The sequence below is a fragment of the Sphingomonas segetis genome (genome assembly GCF_009720245.1).
GTDB classification, from domain to species: Bacteria; Pseudomonadota; Alphaproteobacteria; order Sphingomonadales; family Sphingomonadaceae; genus Sphingomicrobium; species Sphingomicrobium segetis.
Genome location: NZ_WJSQ01000315.1, coordinates 1 through 653, shown reverse-complemented (window position 1 = coordinate 653; position 653 = coordinate 1). Strand labels below are relative to the sequence as shown.

The 653-nt window shown below is 68.1% G+C and carries 1 protein-coding gene; it reads left to right on the top strand.

Annotated elements, in window-relative coordinates; all coding sequences use genetic code 11:
- Window positions 1-267: 267 nt before the first annotated feature.
- Window positions 268-653: ATP-binding cassette domain-containing protein (locus tag GH737_RS14995; RefSeq protein ID WP_155265550.1), on the top strand; the 386-nt coding region annotated here is incomplete at its 3' end.

Here is a 653-nt window from a genome sequence, read left to right as displayed (position 1 = left end):
CTCTCGGTGCGGCTGCTGCGACTGCCGATCCGATTGTTCCGCGCGCGGACCGCGGTCGCGCGGCCGGTCGGCCAGCGCCGGGGCGCTGCTGAGGCCGGCTGCAAGCACGCCGGCAAGGAGGAGGGTACGCAGGGTGTTCATGACTCGACTCTTTCGTCAGCGGCCCTTCTATCACCAGCCATTGAATTGGCTATGAACGCGGCTGCACGGATGCGTTCAGGGTGACAGGGCGTTGCAGTCGGGCAACATGTCGCTAATTCCGCGGCCATGCCCGCACCCATTCTCTCCTACGAAGACCTCGGCCTCATCCAGGGCGAAGGCTGGCTGTTCCGCAATCTCGACCTCTACATCGGCGAGCGCGACCGGCTCGCGCTGATCGGCCGCAATGGCGCCGGCAAGACGACCTTGCTCAAGTGTCTCGCCGCGCTGATCGACACCGACGAAGGCAAGCGCACCATCGTCCCCGGCACCAACGTCGTCCTGCTCGAGCAGGACCCGAAGATGGACGGGTTCGCGACCCTCCACGACTGGGTGGTGCACGGCGCTGACGCCCCCGAGCCGTACGATGCGGCGGCGATCGCCGACCAGCTCGGCATAGACCTCTCGCGGCCGACGGCGACCGCAAGCGGCGGCGAGCGCCGGCGCGCCGCGAT